This window comes from Anaerobacillus sp. 63XJN7_5_ISO-PGPR-S23-430, from assembly GCF_056173695.1.
The window spans coordinates 3,160,300-3,176,748 of sequence record NZ_CM149686.1 but is presented as its reverse complement, the minus strand read 5'-3'; the positions used below and the strand labels follow the sequence as shown (position 1 = coordinate 3,176,748).

Annotated in this window: 17 protein-coding genes and 1 pseudogene; 13 read left to right on the top strand and 5 right to left on the bottom strand. The window is 40.2% G+C overall.

Annotated elements, in window-relative coordinates:
* Positions 1 to 98: 98 nt before the first annotated feature.
* Positions 99 to 554 carry a divergent PAP2 family protein gene (locus AC0VYJ_RS16690; RefSeq protein ID WP_430241865.1) on the bottom strand — a complete coding sequence of 152 codons (456 nt, stop codon included), beginning with the start codon at positions 552 to 554 and terminating at the stop codon, positions 99 to 101.
* 94 nt (positions 555 to 648) lie between these two features.
* Here AC0VYJ_RS16690 and AC0VYJ_RS16685 point away from each other — a divergent pair, with 94 nt between their 5' ends.
* From AC0VYJ_RS16685 to AC0VYJ_RS16670, 4 genes and pseudogenes are all read left to right on the top strand, one after another.
* Positions 649 to 837, top strand: a complete 189-nt coding sequence (locus tag AC0VYJ_RS16685; protein WP_430241866.1) for a hypothetical protein — start codon at positions 649 to 651, stop codon at positions 835 to 837.
* 126 nt (positions 838 to 963) lie between these two features.
* Positions 964 to 1,500 (top strand): annotated as a pseudogene (locus tag AC0VYJ_RS16680) (peptidoglycan recognition protein family protein); the annotation flags it as partial.
* A 21-nt stretch (positions 1,501 to 1,521) separates the two neighbouring features.
* Positions 1,522 to 1,977, top strand: a complete 456-nt coding sequence (locus AC0VYJ_RS16675) for a peptidoglycan-binding domain-containing protein (protein WP_430241901.1) — start codon at positions 1,522 to 1,524, stop codon at positions 1,975 to 1,977.
* Positions 1,959 to 2,291, top strand: coding sequence for an SDR family NAD(P)-dependent oxidoreductase (locus tag AC0VYJ_RS16670; protein ID WP_475365663.1), 333 nt, complete (start codon positions 1,959 to 1,961; stop codon positions 2,289 to 2,291). Before AC0VYJ_RS16675 ends, AC0VYJ_RS16670 begins: the two co-directional genes overlap by 19 nt.
* A 51-nt stretch (positions 2,292 to 2,342) precedes the next feature.
* Here the strand turns inward: AC0VYJ_RS16670 and AC0VYJ_RS16665 are convergent, their stop codons facing one another.
* Both AC0VYJ_RS16665 and AC0VYJ_RS16660 read right to left on the bottom strand, forming a co-directional pair.
* Positions 2,343 to 3,479 carry a CapA family protein gene (locus tag AC0VYJ_RS16665; protein ID WP_475365662.1) on the bottom strand — a complete coding sequence of 379 codons (1,137 nt, stop codon included), beginning with the start codon at positions 3,477 to 3,479 and terminating at the stop codon, positions 2,343 to 2,345.
* A 126-nt stretch (positions 3,480 to 3,605) separates the two neighbouring features.
* Positions 3,606 to 4,154 (bottom strand): molybdenum cofactor guanylyltransferase, encoded by a 549-nt coding sequence (locus tag AC0VYJ_RS16660; protein ID WP_475365661.1) that lies wholly within the window; start codon positions 4,152 to 4,154, stop codon positions 3,606 to 3,608.
* 176 nt (positions 4,155 to 4,330) lie between these two features.
* On the opposite strand from AC0VYJ_RS16660, the gene AC0VYJ_RS16655 reads away from it, so the two are divergent.
* From AC0VYJ_RS16655 to proC, 5 genes are all read left to right on the top strand, one after another.
* Positions 4,331 to 5,056 (top strand): Crp/Fnr family transcriptional regulator, encoded by a 726-nt coding sequence (locus AC0VYJ_RS16655; protein ID WP_475365660.1) that lies wholly within the window; start codon positions 4,331 to 4,333, stop codon positions 5,054 to 5,056.
* Between the two features lie 226 nt (positions 5,057 to 5,282).
* Positions 5,283 to 5,441: a cytochrome c oxidase subunit 2A gene (locus AC0VYJ_RS16650; protein ID WP_194219170.1), complete on the top strand. Its 159-nt coding sequence runs from the start codon at positions 5,283 to 5,285 to the stop codon at positions 5,439 to 5,441.
* Between the two features lie 15 nt (positions 5,442 to 5,456).
* Positions 5,457 to 5,930, top strand: a complete 474-nt coding sequence (locus AC0VYJ_RS16645; RefSeq protein ID WP_430241875.1) for a cytochrome c oxidase subunit II — start codon at positions 5,457 to 5,459, stop codon at positions 5,928 to 5,930.
* Positions 5,927 to 7,570, top strand: coding sequence for a b(o/a)3-type cytochrome-c oxidase subunit 1 (locus AC0VYJ_RS16640; RefSeq protein WP_475365659.1), 1,644 nt, complete (start codon positions 5,927 to 5,929; stop codon positions 7,568 to 7,570). Before AC0VYJ_RS16645 ends, AC0VYJ_RS16640 begins: the two co-directional genes overlap by 4 nt.
* Before the next feature lie 81 nt (positions 7,571 to 7,651).
* A complete protein-coding gene (gene proC / locus AC0VYJ_RS16635) occupies positions 7,652 to 8,446 on the top strand; it encodes a pyrroline-5-carboxylate reductase (RefSeq protein WP_475365658.1) in 795 nt (264 codons plus the stop codon).
* A 41-nt stretch (positions 8,447 to 8,487) separates the two neighbouring features.
* Here the strand turns inward: proC and AC0VYJ_RS16630 are convergent, their stop codons facing one another.
* Positions 8,488 to 9,990 carry a hypothetical protein gene (locus AC0VYJ_RS16630; protein ID WP_475365657.1) on the bottom strand — a complete coding sequence of 501 codons (1,503 nt, stop codon included), beginning with the start codon at positions 9,988 to 9,990 and terminating at the stop codon, positions 8,488 to 8,490.
* Positions 9,991 to 10,121: 131 nt separating this feature from the next.
* Between AC0VYJ_RS16630 and AC0VYJ_RS16625 the strand changes: the two genes are divergently transcribed.
* Positions 10,122 to 11,939: a terpene cyclase/mutase family protein gene (locus AC0VYJ_RS16625; protein ID WP_475365656.1), complete on the top strand. Its 1,818-nt coding sequence runs from the start codon at positions 10,122 to 10,124 to the stop codon at positions 11,937 to 11,939.
* A gap of 42 nt (positions 11,940 to 11,981) precedes the next feature.
* Here AC0VYJ_RS16625 and speD read toward each other — a convergent pair whose 3' ends face one another.
* Entirely contained in the window at positions 11,982 to 12,374 is a 393-nt protein-coding gene (speD, locus tag AC0VYJ_RS16620; RefSeq protein ID WP_194219625.1) for an adenosylmethionine decarboxylase, read from the bottom strand.
* A gap of 176 nt (positions 12,375 to 12,550) precedes the next feature.
* Between speD and AC0VYJ_RS16615 the strand changes: the two genes are divergently transcribed.
* From AC0VYJ_RS16615 to AC0VYJ_RS16605, 3 genes are all read left to right on the top strand, one after another.
* Complete coding sequence (locus tag AC0VYJ_RS16615) at positions 12,551 to 13,921, top strand: aldehyde dehydrogenase (protein ID WP_430241882.1); 1,371 nt, start codon at positions 12,551 to 12,553, stop codon at positions 13,919 to 13,921.
* Positions 13,922 to 14,030: 109 nt separating this feature from the next.
* On the top strand, positions 14,031 to 14,987 hold the full coding sequence (locus tag AC0VYJ_RS16610) for an aminoimidazole riboside kinase (RefSeq protein ID WP_430241883.1): 957 nt from the start codon (positions 14,031 to 14,033) through the stop codon (positions 14,985 to 14,987).
* A gap of 117 nt (positions 14,988 to 15,104) precedes the next feature.
* Positions 15,105 to 16,157, top strand: coding sequence for a M20/M25/M40 family metallo-hydrolase (locus tag AC0VYJ_RS16605; RefSeq protein ID WP_475367507.1), 1,053 nt, complete (start codon positions 15,105 to 15,107; stop codon positions 16,155 to 16,157).
* Positions 16,158 to 16,449: the final 292 nt, after the last annotated feature.

Here is a 16,449-nt window from a genome sequence, read left to right as displayed (position 1 = left end):
CCTTATTTTAAAGGAGCTAGTTGTTAATATCGGGTTTTTGTTACCCCAACTACACATTATACACGCTTGAGAAGGATTGTCAACTTTTTATTTGTTAATTATTTCCTCGAGAAATAACCTATTAAGCCAAGGGCAATCCCTAGCAAAGCACCACCGGCCACTTCAGCAGGCTGATGACCTAGAAGTTCATTTAGTTCAACATCTCGTCTCGCGTGAAATAAATCAGGATAGTGCCCCGATAATAGTTCGATGTCTTCATCTAGGTCATTGACCAATCGAGCGATCTCGCCCGTATGTCGTCGAATGCCCTGTGCATCATACATGACGATCACTCCAAATACGACAGCCAGTGCTGTTTCGACAGAGCTTTTTCCTGTTTTTAATGCTGTGTAAGTAGCTAAAGCAGATACACCTGCAGAATGAGAACTTGGCATTCCTCCCGTTTGAAAGAAAGGGCGCCAATCCCAATTTCCCGATTTCGCTTTATGTGTTACTATTTTTAATCCTTGTGCTAGCATGATCGCTGATAAAGCTGTATTCATTCCCTGGTTCATTTCGTGTTCACCTCATCGTTATTCTGGCAAAAAAAGCACATGATTATGACGTCTATCGGAGAAATTATGTAAAAAGGCGAAAGGAGGACTTCATATGAACATAACGCGTAGAGAAGCAGAAATGATTCGAACAGCTCTATCACCGTTAATAGATGATAACAACAAAGAAACATATGCAGGGATATTAGAAAAATTGGTGCTCACTCCGACTCTTTATCAATTTAGTGATTGGGAAGGGTTTATGAATGATTGTCTAGTTGATAACGAAGAATCAATTAATTAGTCAGGGCTACTCAGCACCTGACTAATTTTATTTGATAAGACACAAAGAAGCGAGCCAGATAAGAATTGTTTACATATGATGGATATTAGAGAGGAGGGGGGAAGCAAAGAAAGGGAGAGTGAAATAATGGCAAGTAATTCAAAATATACAATTACTAGAGATTATATCGATAAAGGTAAGTCCAGACCAAAAGAAAAAAATGATGGAATTAGCTTTATTGTCGCTCATGATACAGGTAATCCAGGTTCAACGGCATACGTAAATCGAGCCTATTTTGCTAAAAATATTATCTCAGCGTCTGCTCATACGTTTATTGATGATTCGATTATTCTTGAAATCATTCCATTAACTGAAAAAGCATGGCATGTACGTTATGTAACGGAAAAGGACAATCTCCTTTATAACGGAGATGCGAACGATAAAGCGATCGGTGTGGAACTTTGTTGGGGAGGAGGTATATCCTTTATAGAGGCATATGACCGCTATGTTTGGTACCATGCTTATTTATGTGATAAATATAAACTCGATCCTGAATCAGATATAGTTGCCCACTCAACACTTGATCCAACACGTAGAACAGACCCTGAGAATGCATTAAATCGCTATGGAATTACATGGTCAACTTTTATTGAAGATGTAACAGGCGTTTGGAAAAACTTTAAAGAAATAAGTAGCCCTGGGAAGGTGAAATCTACTACTAGCACACTTATTGTTAGTGCAGGTGATCGTGGGAAAGAAGTTGAGAGAATTCAAGACCTTCTCATTCGTGTAGGAATGGACCTGCGTGAATTTGGGGCGGACGGCATTTTTGGAAGAGAGACGCAGGAAGCAGTTGAGAAATTTCAGCGATTAACAGGTCTAGTGGAAGATGGGATTGTTGGTCCGAAAACACTTGCTGCTTTGAAGCGAGCTCCAAAAGGTGGATTCGCTATGAATGCTCCAGTAAGACCTTATCCTGGTCGATATGTGATGAATGGCGATCGTGGCAAAGATGTAGAGGCCGTTCAACGAGCGGTTAATGTGAACCCCGATGGTATCTTTGGACCCGCAACTGAAAAGGCTGTAAGGGCTTATCAGAAAAGAAAGGGATTATCAGTAGATGGGATTGTTGGTCCAGATACATGGAATATGCTTTTTTAAGTAGCGCATTGAGAACCTCCAACGCAGCTCTTCCAGCTTACAATGCAACAGAGGCAGGTATCGTCTCACTATCGAAATCATTGGCAAGTCGTTATGCGAAGCGGAAAATACGTGTGAACGTTATTTCGCCAGTACCAATTGATACCCCTCTTGCTCGGAAGTTATATGGCACAGAGGATGGGTTTCAGAAAGCCTATAAACAACATCCTAGAGGGTCATTTGGAACGCCTCTTGAAATCGCAAAAGTGGTTTACTTTCTATCAAGTGAGGACGCAAGTTATATTAATGGTCATAATCTTGTTGTTGATGGTTGATATATCCTATTGTAGAAAAAAGCCCGTTATCGTTGATAACGGGCTTTTTTCTTATGGTTTTGGAACCTGTAAATCTGGCATCCACTGCTTCATATGAAGATTCATTTCATTTAATAAATCAGGTTTTACTTCACTTAGCGGGTGGACTTTATACTCATTATCTACATAAGTCGGAGTAAATGCTGGGGAAGTGATTGAGAGCATAGAGTTTCCTCGGAAATTCTTTTTGACGAATTGAACCTCAAGAATGCCTCCGATATCTTTGTAATCCCCTTTTTGACCTGACCAAAAATTACCTAGTGAATAGGCAACCAATACATTGCGCTTGTCGTTTGTTTCAATCCATTCTAACGGCTGGAGAACGTGGGGGTGATGACCTAAAATCAGGTTTGCTCCCGCTTCAGCTACATAAGAACTGAGTTCTAGCTGGTTATTGTTTGGATAGCGTTCATATTCATTTCCAAAGTGTAAGCTTACAACTACCCCATCAGCTACCTTTTTGGCTTCTTGAATATCTTGAGTTATGAGTTGCTTATCAATGTAGTTCACAAGATAAGGTTTATTTCTAGGAGGGCGGAGGCCATTAGTTCCGTAAGTATAGGAGAGAAAAGCCAGCGTTATCCCATTATGTTCAATCGTTCTAATGATAGTGCGATCTTTTTTTGAAACATAACTTCCTGTATAAAGTACGCCGATTTTGTTCCAATGTTTAATCGCATTTTGGATGGCTTTTTCTCCTCGGTCTAAAGTATGGTTATTCGCCATCGATACAATATCTACTCCGGAATTTTTAAGTGCGTCCCCAACTTCTGTTGGACTATTAAAAGAAGGATAAGATGAAAGGCCGATTGATGTCCCGCCGATGACGGTTTCTTGATTGGCGATCGTAATATCAGCTTTCTTTAATTGGTTTTGAACATCTTCAAGCATTGGATTAAAGTTAAATCCATTGCCTACTACTGCCTTTTCATAAACTCGGTCGTGAATGAGTATATCTCCCACCGCCGAAAGCGTTAAGGAAGCATTCTGAATAGCTGTATTCTCCTCAGTTTGTTGAGAGATGTTCCGATAGGTCGTGAGCAGCTCAGACGGCTGCTGAGGTTCAGTTTCATTTTGTGTAGAAAGCACAACTATGAGACCAGCTACAATAAAGAAAAGTATTCCAACAATAACGGATGTTTTTTTCATTAAGTTCACCCATATCCATATGTATATTATTAATATGAAATTAGTTTGCATCACCGTTATATTATCACCTTTTGATGAGAAAAGCATGTTCCTATCAAAAGGATAGACATGGTGAATTCACCATGTCTATTGGGGCGTATGATGTGGTCGGATTTTATAGTCTGAATTAGAGCTCACTGAAACGGTGTGAATGTTTTCTAGAAAAGTAGACAGAGTGGTATTTTCTTGTTGAAGTAACTTCGTTAAGGTTGCTTTTGTACTTGTCCTATAGACGCCCTGTAGAGGTTTAAGTGTCCCATCTACCAATGGAATTGCGCCATCTGCATGATAACGCAATACGTTTTTAATTAGTTTACTTGTTATAGATGTTGAAATGGAAAGTGTGTCTACTTCAATAACCCATGCTATTTCTGTTCTAGCGAGAGATAGTCCGGCATGCAATCCTCCTATAGGTCCCCTATTTGGATAAAAGTCCGTAATGATGCGAATATTTGTTGGGACGTGTGGTAGTAACTCTCTAGGAGTATTTGTAACGATAATGATCTCATCTGCAATTTGACTCATTTTTTTGATCTGACATAAGATGATTGGCTCATTATGATGTAGTAGAAGGGATCTATGGTGACCGTTTACATAATCATTACGTCCTCCGGCTAAAATGATTCCTGTTAGCATGCTCATCACCTTCCAATTTTTTGTTACCTTAAATGTAATATGGTTGAGGAAAACTAGGCTGTAAACAATGTCACATTTTCAAGAGAAAAATGATTGAGGTGTGATGTATATCACACTTAGAATGGAGTGGAACTCTTATAATGATGCTAAGAGAAACATTATAGGAGGCGAAAATCATGAAAGTTACTTGTCCCATCTCCACTATGAATAAAGGCGGATACAATACACAGTCATTTTCAAAGGGTAATTTTATTAAATTAGCAGAATTAATGTATGAACAACAGGTTAAGCGTGGAGAAACGATTTATTGGGAAGGCAATGAATCGAATCATATATATTATTTGAAAAGCGGAGCAGTAAAACTTACGAAGAGTTCTGATGAGGGTAAAGATCTTGTACTCTATCATTTTCAAGCAGGAGATCTGTTCGGAGAATTCCATGATGATAGTCATGTGCAGAATAGCTTTAGTGCAGAAGCCATGACGGATTGTAGTCTAGGTATCATCCAGCAGAAAGATCTTGAAACAATTTTATGGCAAAATGGGGATCTTGCCATTGAATTTATGAAATGGATGGGCTATATGCAGCGTTTTACCCAAACAAAATTACGCGATTTGATGTTTTTCGGAAAGCATGGAGCACTCGCTTCAACTTTGATTAGAATCGCCAATACTTATGGGGTTGAAGAAGGACCAAGTATTCGCATGACTACGAAGTTTACAAATGCGGAGCTTGCAGACTTGATTGGAGCAACTCGAGAAACGGTTAATCGAATGCTCAACCAGCTTAAGAAAGATGAGATTATAGCCTATGATGGGGGAGCAATCCTGATTGAAGATCTCGATAAATTGAAAGCCATATGTCATTGCGAAGGCTGTCCAAAAAACATATGCAGGTTATAAGGCGTGAGAGTTCAGGAGTTTTAATCCTGAACTCTTTTTTTGTCTTGATCGTGATGGCGTGCGGAGGTTGTGGAAGAGGATACTCGCCAAAATCGATAAATATTGGCTAAATTCAGATATATTGGCTAACTCGTGAATGTTCTCTTGTTTAGTGAGTTTAGTCACAGATTAGGAATGTGTATTCTCATACAATAAACCTATAGTGAAGTATAAAGGGGGATGAGTGATGGGGGCTCTTGAGGAGAAGAAAGAAACAGCGAGAAAAGTTGTAATAAATAAGGGAGGACCAAACCTGAAAGGGACGATGGTCGCAGTAATGTTACTTGGTGGCTTTATTCTATTATCCTGGTTTGGGGTTTACTGGCTATATATGGTTCGTCTTTAGAAAGGGGGAAAAGAGATGCACATGCACAAATTAGAAAGACTTTGGCTTATGATTGGAAGCGGGACACTTATTCTTTTTCTTTTAGTCATTGGTGTGAACGCTTTCGCAATGGGGCATACGCCACCGAGTGATAACGAAATTCTTGATCCAACAAAAGTAGATGTAACTGCGCCCTTTGATCAACCTGGTTTAAAGAAAATAGGTGAGAATGAATATGAAGCGGTTTTAGTTGCTCAAGCCTTCACCTTCCAATCAAATGATGAGCTGAAAATACCTGAAGGGGCTACCGTTCATTTTAAAGTTACTAGTAAAGACGTTGTTCATGGATTTCAAATCCCAAAGACGAATGTCAATATGATGATTACTCCTGGGCACGTGAATACCATTACACATACGTTTGATGAGGCAGGACAATTCCTGATTTTATGTAATGAATATTGCGGGGTAGGACATCAGGCAATGGGTGTACCTCTGGAGGTGACGAAATGAGTCATTCTATAGTAGATCGAAATGATGCAAAGCTCAGTATGGCTCATTTGTTAATTGCCTTTCTAGCTGTTCTATTAGGTGGTATTGCAGGATTACTACAAACGTTAGTAAGAAGTGGAACAATTCAGTTACCAGCAGGAATAGGATATTATCAGCTTTTAACTGCACACGGGATCTTACTCGCACTTATTTTTACAACTTATTTTATTATTGGGTTCTTTTATGCCGGCATGAGCAGAACAATGGGGAAGTTCTATGACCAACCATACCGTATGGCGTGGCTGGGATATATCATAATGACGATTGGAACAGTTCTTACAACTGTTATGGTTTTATTAAATGAGGGAACGGTTCTGTATACTTTCTATGCCCCGTTAAAAGCGTCTCCATGGTTTTATATTGGATTAACGTTGTTTATTATCGGAACATGGTTAGCGGGCGGTGCGATGTGTCATCAGTACTACATTTGGAAAAAAGTTTCTCATGAGAAGCTATCTCCATTATTTAGCTTCATGGCTGTGATGACGATGGTACTGTGGTTTGTCGCTACGATTGGTGTTGCTGTTTCAGTTATCTTTCAGTTTATTCCCTGGTCATTCGGTTGGGTGGATGAAATTAATATTCTTCTAAGTCGTACGCTTTTCTGGTATTTTGGTCATCCACTCGTTTATTTTTGGTTATTACCTGCCTACGTCTGTTGGTACGTTATTATACCCGAAATTATAGGTGGTAAAATTTTCAGTGATTCTTTAGCACGTTTGTCTTTCGTCCTTTTCTTGCTATTTTCGATACCGGTAGGATTTCATCATCAGTTACTCGAATCTGGCATTTCTCCTTTTTGGAAATTTCTACAGGTTGTGTTAACGTTTATGGTTATTGTTCCTTCACTCATGACGGCCTTCTCACTATTCGCTTCTTTTGAAATCGCTGGTCGTCGCAAAGGGGCAAAGGGCCTCTTTGGATGGTTCAGAGTATTACCATGGAGAGATGCGCGGTTCTTTGCGCCCATGGTCGGAATGTTGATTTTCATTCCAGCTGGTGCTGGTGGGATCATTAATGCAAGTAACCAAATGAACCAGATTGTGCATAACACGCTTTGGGTAACTGGGCATTTCCACCTTACCGTTGCCTCAAGTGTGGCTCTTACTTTCTTTGGCATTGCTTACTGGCTAATTCCTCATCTTACTGGAAGAGTATTGACGGGGAAAATGCACAGCATTGCGAATTTGCAAACAATTTTGTGGGCGATTGGCATGTTTTTTATGTCAGGAGCCATGCATACAGTGGGTTTACTTGGTGCACCGAGGAGAACAGCTTATACGACTTATCGGGATAACCCTGATGCATTAGGGTGGATTCCATATGAAGTGACGATGGCCGTTGGTGGATCAATCCTGTTTCTTGCCATTTTGCTGTTAGTTTACATTATTGTGAACCTCACGTTTTTTGCACCAAAAGGAAAAGAAGATTTTCCGATTGGAGAAGTGGCAGAAGATGCAGAGAAAACGCCTGCTATTTTGGAAAACTGGCGACTATGGCTTAGTATTGCGACAATACTCATACTTGTGGCTTATACAGTACCGGTCGTTCATATGATTGAACATGCACCACCCGGGTCTCCTGGGTTTAAATTTTGGTAATCAAAGCGCCGGTTATAATCCGGCGTTTTTCTATTGTACATCAGTTTGGTATAGTTAAGTTGGAAAAGAGGAGGGGTATAATTGAAAAAGTCTAATATCTTGTTTATTGGTGCTGGGCGCATGGCTGAGGCTATTTTCTCAGGACTTAAACAGTCTGGAAATATGGGGACAATTACGGTAACGAATCAATCTGATCAGAAGAAATTGGATGATTTGAGAAAAACGTATGATGTTGAAACAGGAGTATGGCAGGATGTCATTACCGAACATGATATTGTCATACTAGCAATGCCCCCAGCAGCACATCCAGCTGTTCTTAAAGAGCTAGCTGATCGAGTAACAAATCAATTTATCATTACAGTTGCTGCAGGCATAGGTCCTTCTATTTTAGAAGCATCACTTCCAGGACGTCCAACAGCCTGGATCATGCCGAATACAGCGGCTGATATCGGTGAGTCAATTTCATTATTCACGTGTGGAAATCACGTTACAGAGGATCATCGTGAAGCACTTCAGGTCATTCTGGATGCTATCGGAGAGTCTGAAGAGTTGTCTGAGAAGCAAATTCATGATCTTACTGCAATTACGGGAAGTGCTCCAGCATTTGTTTATCACTTAGCAGAGTCACTTGAAAAAACGGCTGCGTCTTATGGATTAACTGCTGATGTAGCGAGGAAGCTTGTTGTGCATATGATCTATGGATCTGCTTCAATGCTTAAAGATGGGCGAGACGCAGGAGAATTGCGTGATCAAGTGACAACACCAGGTGGGGCTACTGCTGCAGGACTAGATGTTCTGAGGAAAGGAGATTTCAGTCAGCTTCTGCATGAGGCGATTCTCGCTGTAAACGACAAAGCGGCTGAACAGGCGAAATAAAAAGAGGATGCCCATTAAAGCGGGCATCCTCTTTTTGATTATTATAAAATATAAGGTCCTAACAAGAAAATGAGTATTCCAAGATTTAATCCTAGCTGATAAGAAGTACGCTGAAGAATGGTCCATTCTTGGTCCTGTCCTATTCGACTGATGATGAAAGAGACAAGGAAGATAATCACTGGCCAGACGTATGGAGCTCCTTCAAACGTAAGATAGGTAGGGGCAAGGTTTTGAAAGGGGCCGTCAAGAATCGAAGGTAAGAAAATCATCTGGGACCCAACGCAAAGGAGGACAATTGTCCATTCTACCCAGCTCTTATCCTGCTCAACTGCAGTTGTATTTGCAAAATATAAGTACATTAAAGCAACTGCCGGTAGAATCAGAAAACCAAAGGAAAAAGCTAGCATTGCGAACATACCTACAATTGCTGTGAATGTATAATAAAGAGCGAATTTCAGATCATCTTTTGACGTTTCATTACTGCTCTCAATTACGGTTGAATCAGTAGATGCCCCATGTAAAACCAGGCCATTGTCTTCTTGGTCCATCCAAACTAGCGATTGATCTGTAATCGAAACAGGTCGTATCGAAAGTTCCTCACTTGTACTTCTTCTAGAAGCCACCCATTCTCCATCCTGGCGAGATGCTTCATAAATACTTATAACAGAACGTTTCGGAGATATTTCGCCGTCTGCACTAAACAACAGATGAGGTTTTCCATCTACTTTAGTTAAAGAGAAATAGTTAGGCCTTGGGAAGCTATCTCCTGTTTCAACATTAGTGATTTTCAAGAGGTTAACTTTAGCCTCTTCTCCACTAATACTTTCGCCGAAGTAAGTGTTAATCACTCTTGTTCCCTGTCTTGTTGCACTAACTGTATATGTAAACGTCAAGGTTTCATCTACCTGGATCATCTGGAGATTGCTGTATAATTCTCCTGACGAGAGAGGGGTTTCGTGAATAATAACTGGTTCTTTGCCCGGGTCAAATGTTAGAAATTGATTTGTATCTTCTGATTGAACATAAAGAAATAACTGTCCATTTTCTGCAAAGGTTCCACCTTTTATGTATTGAGGTAACTTCGTTTCTGAATCAATTGTTCCTTCTGGAGAAATGGCGTAAACCGTGTGGCGTGACCAGGCTATAACCCCATCATTTGATGCATTTATACCTTCAATCTTATTCAGGATGGATTGCTCTTCTCCATTTCGAGCATAGATAATTTCATCCTTTTTTTTGTAAATGGCTTGTTTATCATCAACATAGAAAGAGTACCCTTCAGGAATAACATACTCGAGATTTTCTGAGGATGTTTCAAGCTGTTCGTTTACGACGACTTTTCGCACAGGATCGCCGCTGAAATATAGCGTACTTACTTCTTCTTCATGTTCCACAAACATTTCACTATCCTCAGCTGCTACGTCTAAAGCAATTGTTCTACTCCATTCTTCGTCGGGTTTTTCTTGAAGAATTGACAGCTGATGGAGAAAAATTAATAACAAAATAACGAGGCCAGTTAGTATGGGAAGCCCAAATTTTTTCATTCAATCACTCCTTATTCCTTACATACGTTTGAATTTTACACAAGTTTCAAAAAATTTACAATAAGTTTTAGTTTGAATCGCCAAAAGATTTCGTGAATACAATACGGTAGCTAAATTCAGGGGGTACCGTTATGGATATGAAGAGGGTGAATGAGAGAATAGATGAGTTAGTAAAAGAAGCAGTAAGTCACCAGGAGAAGAATGGCTCATTTCATTACTGTTTTGAGAATAGTCTTCTAACTGATGCAGTTATGATTGTGCTCATAAGAACACTTGGGTTGAAAGAAGAAACATTAGTGGATCAGCTTGTCCATCGTTTGCTGATGAATCAGTCAAGGGGCGGGTATTGGAAGCTATTTGAAGATGATGAAGGGAATCTTTCGGCTACAGTTCAGGCGTATCATAGCCTCCTTTATTCGGGGAAAATAAAGCGGGAGCATCCTCAGATGAAGAAAGCTGAGTTGTATATCCGAAAGTGGGGAGGGATAGAGAGAACGGATTCAATGACTAAAGTTTTTCTAGCATTAAATGGTCATCTGGAATGGCCACAGCTTTTCCATTTTCCGATGTTATTTATGCTTATTCCTGGTTCCTTCCCGGTTTCTTTCTTTGATTTAAGCTCATATGCCCGCCTCCATTTTGCGCCAATCATCTTATGTCAGGATCTACGCTATTCGATTAAGACGAGCTGGACACCTGATCTCGCTCATTTATTAAATGAAGAACGCGTTTTTTCAGACGCTATCAAATCATTATGGGATTCCATAGTTCAATTTCCAGATAATCAGTTGTTCAAAGCAAGAAAGAGAGCTGAACAATATATGTTACAGCGAATTGAAAGTGATGGAACGTTATTAAATTATGCTACTGCCACATTTTTCATGATTTATGCCATGCTCGCCCTTGGTTATGAAAAACAGTCTCCGGTTATTCTACGTGCTATAGATGGTTTGAAGGGGATGTTGTGTTTGTCAGAGAATCATATTCAAAACTCTCCCTCTACGATTTGGGATACTGCTCTAATAACGCATACGCTCCAAGAAGCAGGACTTTCAAGTGTTGATCCTATCATTATGAAGGCAAGTAAATATTTAGGAAGAAATCAACAAACAAAGTTTGGAGACTGGGCGATGGCAAAACAGAATATTATACCTGGGGGATGGGGATTTAGTGAAGGAAACAGTATTCATCCAGATGTAGATGATACGACAGCTGCCCTGAGAGCAATGAAACATGCTTCTTCCTCAAACAGCTGGCAGCGAGGAGTGAACTGGATACTTGCGATGCAAAATAAGGATGGGGGATGGCCCGCATTTGAAACAGACCGTAAAGCTCTTCTATTGAAAGATCTACCGATCGATGGAGCGCAATCTTCTTTTCCTGATGATTCGTCAGCCGATCTTACCGGAAGAACTGTCGAATTTCTATGTAACTTCGCTGGGTTACAACATAATCATCCATCAGTAGTAAGAGGAGTAAAGTGGCTTGTTAGCAACCAGGAGAGTGATGGTTCATGGTGCGGAAGGTGGGGGATTTGCTATGTTTACGGTACATGGGCAGCTGTAACTGGACTGAAGGCAGCGGGGTATAGTGCGTCTTTTCCTGCAATCAGTAAGGGTTTAGAATTTCTTAAAAAGATTCAGCAGGAAGATGGTGGATGGGGAGAATCATGTGAAAGTGATGAACAAAAAAAGTATATTTCTCTTAGCTATAGTACACCTTCCCAAACCGCTTGGGCAGTTGATGCTTTAACAATTTGTGGAGATAAATGTGATGCACTTCATAAAGGAGTAGAGTATCTTACGAAAGGCGCTTTTGAAAATAAAGAACTCACTTATCCAACAGGAGCAGGATTACCAGGTGGCTTTTACGTTCACTATCACAGTTATAAAATGATCTGGCCGCTCCTTGCCCTTGCCCATTACAGACAATTGTTGAATCAGGAGTGAAAGAAAGAGCGGATGCACGATATGCATCCGCTCTTGATCGTTCTACTTTGCTTCGACGCCGCTTTTTTCAACTTCATTCACAGTGATTTCTCCAGTTCCACGAGGAATTTTTACTGTGTGTATCTTCTTCGCTTCAAGTGCTCTTGCAATAGCATTGGTTGCGTCTGAAGGGTCAATTTTGTCCCCGCAAGTATAGACATCTACTGAAGCATATCCGTGTTCAGGGAAACTATGAATGGTAAGGTGGGATTCAGCAATAATAACGGCGCCACTAATTCCCTGGGGCTCGAACGGGTGGAAGACTACGTCTCTAATTTCGGCTCCAGCTTCAAGTGCTGCACTAGCAAAGGTTTCTTCTATATAGACTAAATCGTTTAATTTCTCTTTGTTACAGTTCCACATTTCAGCGATAATATGGTGACCTAATGTTTCGATGGTAATAGCCTCCTTATTGGTTGCATCCTATAGTTTTGATTTTAGTAAATCGTTTTATACAGTTTTCTCCCCTATGAATGAGATATTTAAACATTAGGAGTGTCTTGATTTGACACCTTATGTTCAAAAGTTTAAACTTAAGAACAATAAAGAGACTTGCCTGAGGAGATGATACGATGGAAGTGATAGAAGAAATAGTAAGAACACAAAGAGAGTATTATTATAATGGAGAAACGAAATCGTATGCTTTCAGAAAACAAAAGCTAGAGACATTAAGAAAAGTCATTAAAGAATATGAACCTGAAGTATTAAAAGCCCTTAAGGAAGATCTTCATAAATCAGAGTGGGAAGCTTATACAACTGAAATTGGTTTTCTGCTTGAAGAAATAAAGTTTACGCTAAAGCATTTAAAGGAGTGGATGAGCCCTGAGAGAGCGAAGTCGCCTGTCACTCATCTTGGTTCTAAAAGTTATGTTCATCGAGAGCCATATGGCGTTACATTAATTATTGCTCCTTGGAATTATCCATTCCAGCTGCAGATTGCCCCTCTTGTTGGTGCCATTGCAGCGGGGAACTGTGCCGTTTTAAAGCCATCGGAACTAACACCCGCAGTGTCTGCTGTGATTGCCAAAATGATTCGAGAAGTCTTTCCGCGAAAGTATATTGCTGTCGTTGAAGGTGGCGTAGATACGAGTACGGAGTTATTAAAGCAATCGTTTGATCATATTTTCTTCACAGGAAGTGTTCCTGTCGGAAAAATTGTGATGGAAGCTGCGGCTAAACAACTTATACCGGTAACGCTTGAACTTGGCGGAAAGAGTCCGGCCATAGTAAATAAAGATGCTAATTTAAACTTAGCTGCTAAACGAATCATGTGGGGTAAATTCACAAATGCTGGACAAACGTGTATCGCTCCAGACTATTTATACGTTCATCGTGATGTAAAGAAAGCATTGTTAGAACAAATGGCTCAAGTCCTGGTTGAATTCTACGGAGAAGATCCATTGTCTGATCAGAAATACGGTCACATCGTAAGTGATCGTCATTTCCAAAGATTAAAAGAATTCCTAAATGATGGTGACGTATTAATAGGTGGGCAACATAAAGAAAAGGAACGTGTCATTGCCCCAACAATTATGGATAATGTGTCTTGGGAAGATCCTGTCATGCAAGAAGAAATCTTTGGTCCGATCCTTCCTGTTCTTGAATTCACAGATATTCATACTGTGATTGATGATGTACGCAGACGCCCAAAGCCACTTGCTCTTTATTTTTTCTCAGAATCTGAAAAAATGCAAGATTTGATCACTTCTTCTATTTCTTTTGGAGGCGGATGTATGAACGACACGTTAATGCATATCGTCTCACCTTATCTACCATTTGGTGGTGTTGGTTCAAGCGGTACTGGAAGCTATCATGGTCAAGCGAGCTTTGAAGCATTCTCTCATCAGAAAAGCATTGTGAAACAAACAACGAAATTCGATTTTGCATTTCGTTATCCCTCTGCTAAAAACGGGCTAAAAATGATAAAAAGGATCATGGGATAACAAGGTTTTTTCTTTAGTGATCTACCGTGTCGTGATATGATTACGAAAAGCAGTACTCGAATCATTCTGAGCACTGCTCTATTCTCGATTAACTTAGGGGGAAGTAGATATGAGTAAAGGTGTTATTAGTCTTGGTGAAGCATTAATTGACTTTATTCCTCTGGACAAGGACAATCTCACGTATCAAAAAAGTCCTGGTGGTGCTCCTGCAAACGTATCCGTTGGACTTGCACGTCTCGGTGTTAACTCCACGTTTCTAGGGAAAGTTGGGGATGATGTCCTCGGACGATTTCTCCAAGAAACGCTAAAAAATTATGGTGTTGATGTATCAACGATGATCCTAACTGAGTCAGCCCGAACCGGAGTTGTCTTTGTTACAAATGCAGAAAACGGAGAGCGTAGTTTTGACTTTTACATAAACCCAAGTGCCGATCGCTTTTTGCATGCAGAAGAAATAAGTGACGATTTATTCGAGCGTCACCGTATCCTTCATTTTGGATCAATTTCAATGATTAGTGAACCTTCTAGAAGTGCAACTAAGGTAGCGGTTGAAAAAGCAAAAGAAAATGGATTAATCATTTCTTATGATCCGAACTTACGACTAGGCCTATGGGAAAGTGAAGAAAGAGCTAAAGAAACGATTGTTTCAATGTTATCAGAGGCAGATATACTAAAACTTTCTGAAGAAGAGCTCACATTCATTACAGGTGAAGAAGCGATCGAAGATGGAATTAAGAAGCTCGCTCATTATCGTATTCCAGTGATCTTTATTACTATGGGTGGTGAAGGTAGTCTCGTTTTCACACCAGACTACTCACTTAGAGTACCTGCTATGAAAGTTAAAGCCGTTGATACAACAGGCGCAGGAGATGCATTTGTTTCTGGCATTTTACACGGCTTCAATGAATATGAAGGCTCTCTTAGTGATCTATCGCGTGAAGAGCTTGAACGTATGACGCAATTTGCTAGCGTGTCTGGTGCTTTAGCAGCTGCAACGAAGGGTGCAATGACCGCTCTTCCAACGAAAACAGAAGTGGAAGAAATATTATTAAAAGAGTCGAAATAATGAAGCACCCCCGCTAATGTGCGGGGTGTTTTTGTGTACAAGCTCGCCATTGCACAAAACTAGAATGAAGTCTTGCTGTAAGATACAATGAAAAAGGAACTTATAAACTATTCGGAGGTGCATCGTATGAACCGTGATTTTTTATTAGAATTGTTATCAACCGCTTCTCCATCAGGAGCTGAAATGGAAATCCAGCATAAATGGATGGACTATGTAAGAGAGTTTGCAGATGACATTAAAACGGATAACGCAGGTAATGCGATCGGAATTCTTAATCCAGAAGCAGAATTTAAAGTGCTTCTTGCAGGACACTGTGACGAAATTGGATTTATGGTGAAGCAAATTGATCAAAATGGATTTATTCGCGTAGAGAAATTAGGTGGAATTAGTCATAAGCCTGCTATTGGCATGAAAGTAACAATTCTAGGCACACATGGAAAGTTAACAGGTGTATTTGGTGTCAATGCAGAACATCACGGAGGGGCGAAAGAGTTTCATTTCGAAGACCTCTATATTGACTGTGGTGCAGCTACAAAAGAAGAAATCGAGAAGTACGTCCAAATTGGGGACCTCGCAGTCTATAAACGAGAAGTTGAGCACCTCTTAAATGACCGAATTAGTGGAAGAGGATTAGACAACCGGACTGGTTCATTTATCGTAGCAGAAGTTCTTCGTGAAGTAGCCAAGCGTAACCCTAAAGTAGGTGTTTATGCTGTTAGTACAGTGAATGAAGAAACAAACATGGGTGGTGCTTATTTCGCTGGTGCAGGAATCCAACCAACAATGGCCATTGCTTGTGATGTTACATTTTCTTCAGACTATCCTGGAATTGATGCAAGAAAGCACACAGAGGTTGATCTTGGAGGTGGACCTGTTCTTGCGAAAGGCGCTCCAATCAATATAAAAATCAATCAGCTCCTTGAAAAGGCTGCTAAAAAGCTTGATTTGAAACTTCAGTATGAGTTAACACCAAGAATGACAGGGACGGATGCAGATAAGCTTCGTTTAACAGGATACGGTGTTCCTGTATCACTTGTGTCCCTTCCGCTTCGCTATATGCATGCACCGGTAGAAACAGTAAGTTTAAAAGATATGCAGGAAGAAATTGATTTGCTCGTGGAAATGATAGCGGATTTAACAGGCGAAGAAAGTGTGAATCCACTAACTTAAATAATAATATTGACAAAATTGTGACAATAGTGCTAAGATGACAGAGTGAAAAATAACGGTAAAGGAGAGTGTGTGTGATGAGACATATTTTGAAAGATATCCAACAACTAACTTCATGTACTCATAGACGCACTTTGCCAGGGATGTAACCCCTTTGTCACAGTAAAGGAATCGGCGCGCGTCATAGACGTGTGCCCTTTTCTATGTCTTAAGAAGTCATTAGACATAACCGCATGCGGTTATGTCTTTTTTGGTTTCTGAGAAAAGTGACAGTGGGGAAATGAAGTGATCC

Excerpts from the sequence above, each read along its gene's own strand:
- AC0VYJ_RS16690 (WP_430241865.1), bottom strand. The coding sequence starts at position 554 with ATGAACCAGGGAATGAATACAGCTTTATCAGCGATCATGCTAGCACAA.
- AC0VYJ_RS16685 (WP_430241866.1), top strand. The coding sequence starts at position 649 with ATGAACATAACGCGTAGAGAAGCAGAAATGATTCGAACAGCTCTATCA.
- AC0VYJ_RS16670 (WP_475365663.1), top strand. The coding sequence starts at position 1,959 with ATGGAATATGCTTTTTTAAGTAGCGCATTGAGAACCTCCAACGCAGCT.
- AC0VYJ_RS16665 (WP_475365662.1), bottom strand. The coding sequence starts at position 3,479 with ATGAAAAAAACATCCGTTATTGTTGGAATACTTTTCTTTATTGTAGCT.
- AC0VYJ_RS16660 (WP_475365661.1), bottom strand. The coding sequence starts at position 4,154 with ATGCTAACAGGAATCATTTTAGCCGGAGGACGTAATGATTATGTAAAC.
- AC0VYJ_RS16655 (WP_475365660.1), top strand. The coding sequence starts at position 4,331 with ATGAAAGTTACTTGTCCCATCTCCACTATGAATAAAGGCGGATACAAT.
- AC0VYJ_RS16650 (WP_194219170.1), top strand. The coding sequence starts at position 5,283 with ATGGGGGCTCTTGAGGAGAAGAAAGAAACAGCGAGAAAAGTTGTAATA.
- AC0VYJ_RS16645 (WP_430241875.1), top strand. The coding sequence starts at position 5,457 with ATGCACATGCACAAATTAGAAAGACTTTGGCTTATGATTGGAAGCGGG.
- AC0VYJ_RS16640 (WP_475365659.1), top strand. The coding sequence starts at position 5,927 with ATGAGTCATTCTATAGTAGATCGAAATGATGCAAAGCTCAGTATGGCT.
- AC0VYJ_RS16630 (WP_475365657.1), bottom strand. The coding sequence starts at position 9,990 with ATGAAAAAATTTGGGCTTCCCATACTAACTGGCCTCGTTATTTTGTTA.
- AC0VYJ_RS16625 (WP_475365656.1), top strand. The coding sequence starts at position 10,122 with ATGGATATGAAGAGGGTGAATGAGAGAATAGATGAGTTAGTAAAAGAA.
- AC0VYJ_RS16615 (WP_430241882.1), top strand. The coding sequence starts at position 12,551 with ATGGAAGTGATAGAAGAAATAGTAAGAACACAAAGAGAGTATTATTAT.
- AC0VYJ_RS16610 (WP_430241883.1), top strand. The coding sequence starts at position 14,031 with ATGAGTAAAGGTGTTATTAGTCTTGGTGAAGCATTAATTGACTTTATT.